Below are 7,810 nucleotides of genomic sequence, written 5' to 3'. Positions count from 1 at the left end.
AGCCGAGCGAGACGAAACGCGAGACCGCGCCTCAGTAGCCGACGGTGAAGCGCTCGCGGTGGTGGTTGCCCTGCTCGATCTCATCGATCACCGCGACCGCGAAGTCTGCTCCCGAGATGAAGGACTTGCCGTCGGCGTCGCGCACGATCACGTCGCCGCCGTCACGGTAGTGCCCGGTGCGCTCGCCCTCGGCCCACGGCCCGAACACCTCGGCCGGGTGCACGAAGAACCAGTCCAGATCGGCGTCCGTGCTTTCCAGCAGTGCGAGCGAGTCGATGCCGACCTGCGCCTCGTGCTTGTACTCCTCGGGGAAGCCCTGATCGAAGAGCCGCGGTCCTCCGGGGGCCACCAGGCTGCCGCCCGCTCCCCCGACGACGCCGAGCCGGGTGCTCGTACCCGCTAGCACCCGGATCACGCCCTTGAGCGCTTCGAGCACGTTGTCGGTCATGTCGCCCCGCGGAGAGAGCGCCGAGACGACCGCATCCGCTCCGTCGAACGCGCTCGCGAGCGAAGCCGGCTCGAGCGCCGACCCCTGCACGTACGACGCGCCCTCGACGGCATCCGAGGGTGCCGATCGCGAGATCGCGATGACCTCGTGTCCTCGGTGCACGGCTTCCGCGACGATGTGACGGCCGGCGTAGCCGGTTCCTCCGAGAACGACGATGCGAGCCATGGGTGCTTCCTTACTTCTTCGCGTTGCGGACGGTCGAGACCTGGTACAGCGCGACGGAGGTCGCGATCCCGGCGTTGAGGGATTCGGTCGCTGCGGAGATCGGGATCGAGACGATCTGGTCGCACGTCTCGGCCACCAGACGCGAGAGTCCCTTGCCCTCCGAGCCCGTGACGATCACGACGGGGCGGTCGGCGAGCTGCAGATCGGGCAGCTGCACGTCGCCGTCGCCGTCGAGGCCGAGCACGAAGACGCCCTGCTTCTTGAACTCCTTGAGCTGACTCGTGAGGTTCGTCGCCAGAGCGACCGGCACGCGGGCCGCAGCGCCGGCGCTGGTCTTCCACGCTGCGGAGTTCACGCCCGCCGAGCGGCGCTGCGGAAGGATGATGCCGTGACCGCCGAAGGCGGCGGTCGAGCGGATGATCGCTCCGAGGTTGCGGGGATCCGTGATGCCGTCGAGTGCCACGAAGAGCGGCACCTCGCCCTTGTCGATGACCTGCTCGAGGAGGTCCTGCGGGTGCGCGTACTCGTACGGCGGGACCTTGATCGCGACGCCCTGGTGCACGCCGTCGAATCCGGCCATGCGGTCGAGCTCCTGGCGGGTGACCTCGAGCACGGGGATGCCGCGGTTGGTCGCGATCGAGAGCATCTCCTTGGTGCGGTCGTCCATCTCCACGCGCTGCGCGATGTAGAACGCCGTCGCGGGGATCTTCGCCCGCAGAGCCTCGAGCACCGAGTTGCGGCCGGTGACCGTCTCGGTGTCGGTGGTGTTGTCCTTCACCCGCGCGGAGCGGTTCGGGTTGCCGCCCGAGGTCTGGCGCTGGCCCGGCTTGCCCTTGCCGCCGGACGCGGCGTAGCGCTCTGCCGCCGCCTTGCGCTTGCCCGCGGGGTGCCACGCGCGGTCCTCCGCCTTGGGGGTCGGCCCACGACCCTCGAGCGCCTTGCGTCCGAGTCCGCCGGTGCCCTTGCTCGGGCCCTTCTTCTTGCCCTTGCCCGCTGAGGGGTTGCCTGGCTTAGCCATCGATACTCCAATGAGTTCCGGCCGGAGTGTCCTCCAGCGTGATTCCTGCGGCGGCGATCGCATCGCGGATGCGATCGGCCGCCGCCCAGTCCTTGTCGGCGCGCGCCTGTGCACGCTGAGAGATCATCGTCTGCACGAGGGCATCGAGAGCGGATGCCGCGGCTGCCTCGCCTGCGGTCGCCGCAGCACCGGAGTGCGCCAGCGGGTCGATGCCGAGCACTGCGGTCATCGCCGCGACGGCACGAAGCGCCGTGACGGCGGAATCCGCATCTCCTGCGTCGAGTGCGGCATTGCCCTCGCGCACGGTCTCATGCAGCACCGCGAGCGCCTGGGGCACCCCGAGGTCATCGTCCATCGCTGCGGCGAACGACGAGGGGATATCGTTCTGGAACGATCCGTAGCGGCCGCCGACGGCTCGGATCACACGCGCCATGAACGTGCGGATGCGCCCGAGCGCCGCTTCGGCCTCGGTCCACGACGACTCCGAGAGATCGAGGCTCGACCGGTAATGCGCCGCGGCGAGCGCATAGCGCACCACCAGGGGGTCGCGTTCCGAGAGGACGTCCGCCGCCAGCGTGAAGTTGCCGAGCGACTTCGACATCTTCTGTCCGTCGACCGTCACGAGCCCGTTGTGCACCCAGTACCGCGCGAACGGGTCGCCGGCCGCGGTCGACTGCGCGAGCTCGTTCTCGTGATGCGGGAAGCGCAGGTCGAGGCCTCCGCCGTGGATGTCGAACTCGGCACCGAGATACCGCTTCGACATCGCCGAGCACTCGATGTGCCAGCCCGGCCGACCGGTGCCCCACGGCGACTGCCACGCGGCGTCGGGCTGCTCGCCGTCTTTCATGCCCTTCCAGAGAGCGAAGTCCTGCGGGTTGCGCTTGCCGCGCGGATCCGCGTCCTGCGCGGCCTCCATCGCGTCGACCGACTGATTCGTGAGCGAGCCGTACTCGGGCCACGAGCGCACGTCGAAGTACACGTCGCCCGAGGCATCCGCTGCCGGGTAGGCGTGCCCGCGCTCGATCAGGGTCGCGATGAGCTCCTGCATCTGCGGGATCGACGCCGTCGCGCGCGGTTCGTAGGTCGGCGGGAGGATGCCGACTCCTGTGTAGGCCGCCGTGAACTCCTGCTCCATGCGGTAGGCCAGCGCCCACCACTGCTCGGTCTCCGAGGCGTTCGCGAGCACCTTGTCATCGATGTCCGTCACGTTGCGCACGAACGTCACCCGACCGAAGCGGTGGATCAGCCATCGCCGCAGCAGATCGAAGCTGAGAGCGGCCCTCACATGGCCGATGTGGGGTCCTGACTGCACCGTGGGTCCGCACACGTACATCGTGATGTTCTCGGGGTCGAGAGGCACGAAGTCGCGCAGCTGCTGTGCGCGGGTGTCGTAGAGGCGGAGTGTCACCGCACAAGCCTACCGGGCGGGCCGTCGCGAAGACTGGGTGCGCGCGTCACTCGGCGACGAACGAGAGGCGCCGATTCGCGAACTCTCCGATGCCGATAGGGCCCATCTCACGACCGAAGCCCGATCGCTTCACCCCGCCGAACGGCAGCTCTGCGGCCTCCGCGGCGATCGTGTTCACGTGGGTCATGCCCACCTCGAGCCGCGACGCGATGCGCGCGGCCCTGACCTCGTCCCTCGAGAACACGGATCCGCCCAGCCCCATGTCGCAGTCGTTCGCGAGCTCGAGAGCCTCCTCGTCGCTCGACACGCGGTAGACGGTCGCCACGGGTCCGAAGATCTCCTCGCGGTACGACGCCGAGTCGCGCGGCACTCCGGTGAGCACGGCCGGCGAATAGTGGGCGCTCGGCCCGTCGGAGAGCACACCGCCCGCGACGAGGGTGGCGCCGGCCGCGACCGCCCGGCGCACCTGCTCGTCGACCGTCTCAGCCGCGGTGCGCGTCGACAGCGGCACGAACTCGCCGTCGCGCAGGTCGAGCTGGTCTCCAGGCGTCAGCCCCTCCGCCAGCCGCGTCAGTTCAGCCACGAACCGGTCGTGGATGTCGTCCATGACGATCAGACGCTTGTTCGAGTTGCAGACCTGACCGCCGTTGTACACCCGGAACTCCCATGCCTGCCGGGCGACGTCTGCGACGTCGTCGGCATCCAGCACGATCATCGGATCGATGCCGCCGAGTTCGAGAACGCACTTCTTGAGGTGCTTCCCGGCCTGCGCCCCGATGATCGCCCCGGCCCGTTCGGAGCCGGTGAGCGAGACTCCCTGCACACGCGGATCGGCGATCATGGTGGCGATCTGGTCGTGCGAGGCGAACACGTTCTGATAGCCGCCGTCGGGCACACCCGCCTCGCGCATGATGGCCTCGATCGCGAGCGACGAGCGCGGGCAGATCTCCGCATGCTTGAGCAGGATCGTGTTGCCGAGCACCAGATTCGGAGCCGCGAACCGCGCGACCTGGTAGTACGGGAAGTTCCACGGCATGACCCCGAGCAGGGTGCCGATCGGACGGTGCTCGATGTACGCACGTCCCGGCACCGTGCTGGGGATCTCGTAGTCGGTGATGAGGCCCGGACCGTGCACGGCGTAGTAGTCGATGATCGACGCGGCGAAATCGATCTCGTCGAGCGCTTCGGCACGGGACTTGCCCATCTCGATCGCGATGTGCTCGGCGAGCTCGTCCCTGCGCTCCGTGAACAGTTCGGCGACGCGCTTCACGACCTCAACGCGCTGTTGCACGCTGCGCTCGCGCCATTCGCGGTAGGCCGTCTCGGCGTCGGCGAGCGCGGCATCGATCTGCGTGTCGGTCGCGGTGTCGAAGGTCTCGATGATCTCGCCGGTCGCGGGGTTCTGCACTCGATAACCGCTCATGTCATTCCTCGTTCGCTCGTCACACGGGCCCATCGTCGATGCCCGCCTCGATCGTCGCGTGCCCGCCCCGTCGGGCGCAAGTCCTCGGCGGCCGGCCGTATCGCGCCCTCGGTCTCGACGTCAGTCGATCGCGAAGACCCGCCCCGTCTGCACGCCCCGCACGCTCTTGACGTACGCCTGGCCGACGCGGTGCGACGCGACCGGCACGAAGCCGGGGAACGACGAGTGATACGACGGCGCGTCCTCGAGCACCGACGGGCTCACCGCATTGATGCGGATGCCGCGTGGCAGCTCTGTCGCCGCGGCGAGCACGAACGACTCGAGCGCGCCGTTCGCGAGCGATGCGGCGGCTCCGGTCGCGATCGCCTCCCTCGCGAGGACTCCCGAGGTCAGGGTGAAGGAGCCTCCGTCGCGCACGAACGGCGTGCCGATGCGCACGACGTCGACCTGCGCGAGCACCTTGTCGCGGAACGCCGACAGGTAGTCGTCGCGCTCGAGCTCGGAGAGGGGTCGGAACGGCACGCTGCCCAGCGCCGCGATCACGGCGTCGACCTGCCCGACGGTCTCGAACAGGCGCTGGATGGAGGCCGGGTCTCGGACGTCGACCGACGGCTCTCCGCTCCGTGACGCGGCGATGAGCTCGTGCTCCTGCAGCGCCTCGACCGCGGTGCGTCCGACGTGGCCACCGGCCCCGATGACGAGGATCCTCATGCCTGCTCCGCCGTGCGGGCGACGATCAGCGCGACCGCAGTGACTGCGACCCCCTCGCCGCGCCCCGAGAACCCCAACCCGTCGGTGGTCGTCGCCGTGACCGACACGGGCGCACCCCCGAGCGCCGTCGAGAGCACGCTCTCGGCCTCAGCACGGCGTGCGCTGAAGCGCGGACGATTGCCCTGGAACTGCACCGACACGTTGCCGATCGCGAACCCGGCCTCCTCGAGGATCTGTCGCGTGCGGGCCAGGAACACCTCGGCGTGCGCGCCGGCGTACTCCGGATGCGCCGTGCCGAAGTGCTCGCCGATGTCACCGAGCCCCGCCGCCCCGAGCAGGGCATCCACCATGGCGTGCGCCACCGCGTCGCCGTCCGAGTGTCCCGAGAGCGGCGGCTCACCGGGCCATTCGAGTCCCGCGAGCCACAGTGAGCCCTCGCCGCCGAACGCGTGCACGTCGGTGCCGACGCCCACCCGCGGAACAGCTGCAGGGGCGGCTGATGTCGGGGCCGTGCGAGCGGTTCGCGTCACGGGGGCGTCCGTCAGCAGCTGTCGCGCGCGCTCCAGGTCGTCGGGCGTCGTGATCTTGAAGCCGCGCGCTGCGCCGTCGATCCTGCGCAAGGGAAGGCCGGCTGCCGCGAACAGCGCGGCGTCGTCGGTGTACTCGATCCCCGACGCGAGGGCGGCCTCGTAGGCGCGCTCCAGCAGATCGCGGGGGAAGCCCTGCGGAGTCATGGCCGCCGCGAGCTCGGAGCGGTCCACCGCGCCCACGATGTCGCCGCCGTCGACCTTCTTGAGCGTGTCGATCACGGGAAGCGTCGGGATCACTCCGGAGCCCGCGTCCACCGCGTCCGCGACCGCATCGATGACCTCCGGCGGTGTGAGCGCACGCGCGGCGTCATGCACGAGCACGGTGCGCACGTCGCCCCAGAGTGCGGCGAGACCGGCTGCGACGGATCCCTGTCGCGTGTCCGCTCCGGTGACGACGCGCCCGAGTTCGACGCGATCACCCGCTGCGGCCTGCATCTCGGTCTCGGCGTCGCCCTCGAACCCGGGCGGTGCGACGACCACGACCTGCGCGGGCGCCGCCGCGAAGACGCCGTCGAGCGCGTGGCGGAGGATCGAGTGGGTGTCGATGCCGACGAACGCCTTGGGCGCTCCCGCATCCAGTCTGGTGCCGGAACCAGCGGCGACGACGATGATCGCGGTGTCCGGGACGGGGAGCATGTTCACGTCTTCACGTTACCCGCGCAGACGAAAAAAGGCGGATGCCGAAGCACCCGCCTTCTCTCGAATCGCTCAGGACGCGAGGACCTCGTCGAGCATCGCGCTCGCCTTGTCCTCGTCGGTCTTCTCGGCGAGAGCCAGCTCGGAGATGAGGATCTGACGCGCCTTGGCCAGCATCCGCTTCTCACCGGCTGACAGACCGCGGTCCTGGTCACGACGCCACAGATCGCGCACGACCTCGCTCACCTTGATCACGTCACCCGAGGCGAGCTTCTCGAGGTTCGCCTTGTACCGACGCGACCAGTTCGTGGGCTCCTCCGTAAAGGGAGCGCGCAGAACCTCGAACACGTGGTCGAGGCCCTCCCGCCCGATCACATCGCGGACCCCGACGAGATCGACGTTCTCTGCGGGGACCTCGATGATGAGGTCTCCCTGAGTGACGTTGAGCTTCAGATATTTCTTCGCCTCACCCTTGATGATGCGCTCCTTGACCTCGATGATGGTCGCAGCGCCATGGTGCGGATAGACGACAGTTTCGCCAACCTCAAAAAGCATAAAAACTTGTCCTTTCGGCAACCTCAAGGATACCACAGCCAGGATGCGCTAAGGTTTGCACCCCTGCGTCCTGAGGGCCCCCTCCGCATACCCATAGAATGGGAGGCGGACATCCCGCCGGACCACAGGAGGACCAGTGAAATCGCGCCTTGTCGCATCTGCCGCCATCAGCGCCCTCGTTCTTCTCGGCGCGACCGGCTGCACATTCATCTCGCCGCAGTCGACGAAGATCGAGTACTCGGCGTCCGACGGCGTCAACATCGCCGATTCCGACGGCCCTCTCGACGTGCGCAACGCCTTCATCGTCGCGACGGAAGACGGCTCGGTCGGCAACTTCGTCGCCGCGGTCGTGAACCCGACCCTCGACAAGGCGACTCTGACGATCACGGTCGCCGGTCTCGAGCCGATCGAAGTCCCGGTCGCCGCGGGCGAGACGATCAGCTTCGGCGCAGACCGCAAGCCCGTGCGCATCGACGATCTCGACACCATGCCCGGCGCCACGGTGGAGATGCACTTCCAGTCGGGCGACGGCGCCGGCACCAAGGCCGACGTCCCCGTGCTCGACGGCACGCTCCCCTACTACGCGGACCTCGTGCCCTCCGAGGAGGCCGAGCCCACCCCCGAGCCTGTGCCCTCCGACACGGCGGCACCTGCTCCGAGCGAGTGACGCTCACCGAACACTGAGAGAGGCCGGCCCCCCCCCGGGTGGCGGCCGCGCTCGGCTGGCGGCGGCGGCGACGCCGCCGCCGCCGCGGCAGCCATCGAAGCCAGATCCCCAGCCCCCGGCCGTGTCGAG

At 69.1% G+C, this 7,810-nt stretch carries 8 protein-coding genes; 1 reads left to right on the top strand and 7 read right to left on the bottom strand.

Annotation, left to right across the window (positions count from 1 at the left end; translation table 11 throughout):
- Window positions 1–31: 31 nt before the first annotated feature.
- The 7 genes from RWO82_RS14355 to RWO82_RS14325 all read right to left on the bottom strand — a co-directional run bounded on the left by RWO82_RS14355 (window position 32) and on the right by RWO82_RS14325 (window position 7,014).
- A complete protein-coding gene (locus RWO82_RS14355; protein ID WP_314428210.1) occupies window positions 32–673 on the bottom strand; it encodes an NAD(P)H-binding protein in 642 nt (213 codons plus the stop codon).
- A gap of 10 nt (window positions 674–683) precedes the next feature.
- Complete coding sequence (rlmB, locus tag RWO82_RS14350) at window positions 684–1,691, bottom strand: 23S rRNA (guanosine(2251)-2'-O)-methyltransferase RlmB (RefSeq protein ID WP_314428209.1); 1,008 nt, start codon at window positions 1,689–1,691, stop codon at window positions 684–686.
- On the bottom strand, window positions 1,684–3,099 hold the full coding sequence (cysS, locus tag RWO82_RS14345) for a cysteine--tRNA ligase (RefSeq protein ID WP_314428208.1): 1,416 nt from the start codon (window positions 3,097–3,099) through the stop codon (window positions 1,684–1,686). The genes rlmB and cysS overlap by 8 nt, the downstream gene beginning before the upstream one ends.
- A 46-nt stretch (window positions 3,100–3,145) precedes the next feature.
- Complete coding sequence (locus tag RWO82_RS14340) at window positions 3,146–4,522, bottom strand: NAD-dependent succinate-semialdehyde dehydrogenase (protein ID WP_314428207.1); 1,377 nt, start codon at window positions 4,520–4,522, stop codon at window positions 3,146–3,148.
- Between the two features lie 120 nt (window positions 4,523–4,642).
- Window positions 4,643–5,233 (bottom strand): short chain dehydrogenase, encoded by a 591-nt coding sequence (locus RWO82_RS14335; protein WP_314428206.1) that lies wholly within the window; start codon window positions 5,231–5,233, stop codon window positions 4,643–4,645.
- Window positions 5,230–6,459 carry a 2-C-methyl-D-erythritol 4-phosphate cytidylyltransferase gene (gene ispD / locus RWO82_RS14330; protein ID WP_399540894.1) on the bottom strand — a complete coding sequence of 410 codons (1,230 nt, stop codon included), beginning with the start codon at window positions 6,457–6,459 and terminating at the stop codon, window positions 5,230–5,232. Before ispD ends, RWO82_RS14335 begins: the two co-directional genes overlap by 4 nt.
- A 72-nt stretch (window positions 6,460–6,531) precedes the next feature.
- The gene (locus tag RWO82_RS14325) at window positions 6,532–7,014 is read right to left on the bottom strand and encodes a CarD family transcriptional regulator (RefSeq protein WP_194763720.1); all 483 of its coding nucleotides are present in this window, start codon (window positions 7,012–7,014) and stop codon (window positions 6,532–6,534) included.
- Window positions 7,015–7,150: 136 nt separating this feature from the next.
- Here RWO82_RS14325 and RWO82_RS14320 point away from each other — a divergent pair, with 136 nt between their 5' ends.
- Window positions 7,151–7,681 (top strand): DNA modification methylase, encoded by a 531-nt coding sequence (locus tag RWO82_RS14320; RefSeq protein ID WP_314428204.1) that lies wholly within the window; start codon window positions 7,151–7,153, stop codon window positions 7,679–7,681.
- The last annotated feature ends 129 nt before the right edge of the window (window positions 7,682–7,810 follow it).

Origin of the sequence: uncultured Microbacterium sp. (genome assembly GCF_963521645.1) — a bacterium.
Taxonomy (GTDB): domain Bacteria; phylum Actinomycetota; class Actinomycetes; order Actinomycetales; family Microbacteriaceae; genus Microbacterium.
Note: the sequence above shows the minus strand (reverse complement) of the source record. Positions and strands in the feature narration are given on the sequence as shown.

Bases quoted from the DNA above. Each gene is read 5' to 3' on its own strand.
- RWO82_RS14355 (WP_314428210.1), bottom strand. From the start codon at position 673: ATGGCTCGCATCGTCGTTCTCGGAGGAACCGGCTACGCCGGCCGTCAC.
- rlmB (WP_314428209.1), bottom strand. From the start codon at position 1,691: ATGGCTAAGCCAGGCAACCCCTCAGCGGGCAAGGGCAAGAAGAAGGGC.
- RWO82_RS14340 (WP_314428207.1), bottom strand. From the start codon at position 4,522: ATGAGCGGTTATCGAGTGCAGAACCCCGCGACCGGCGAGATCATCGAG.
- RWO82_RS14335 (WP_314428206.1), bottom strand. From the start codon at position 5,233: ATGAGGATCCTCGTCATCGGGGCCGGTGGCCACGTCGGACGCACCGCG.
- ispD (WP_399540894.1), bottom strand. From the start codon at position 6,459: ATGCTCCCCGTCCCGGACACCGCGATCATCGTCGTCGCCGCTGGTTCC.
- RWO82_RS14325 (WP_194763720.1), bottom strand. From the start codon at position 7,014: ATGCTTTTTGAGGTTGGCGAAACTGTCGTCTATCCGCACCATGGCGCT.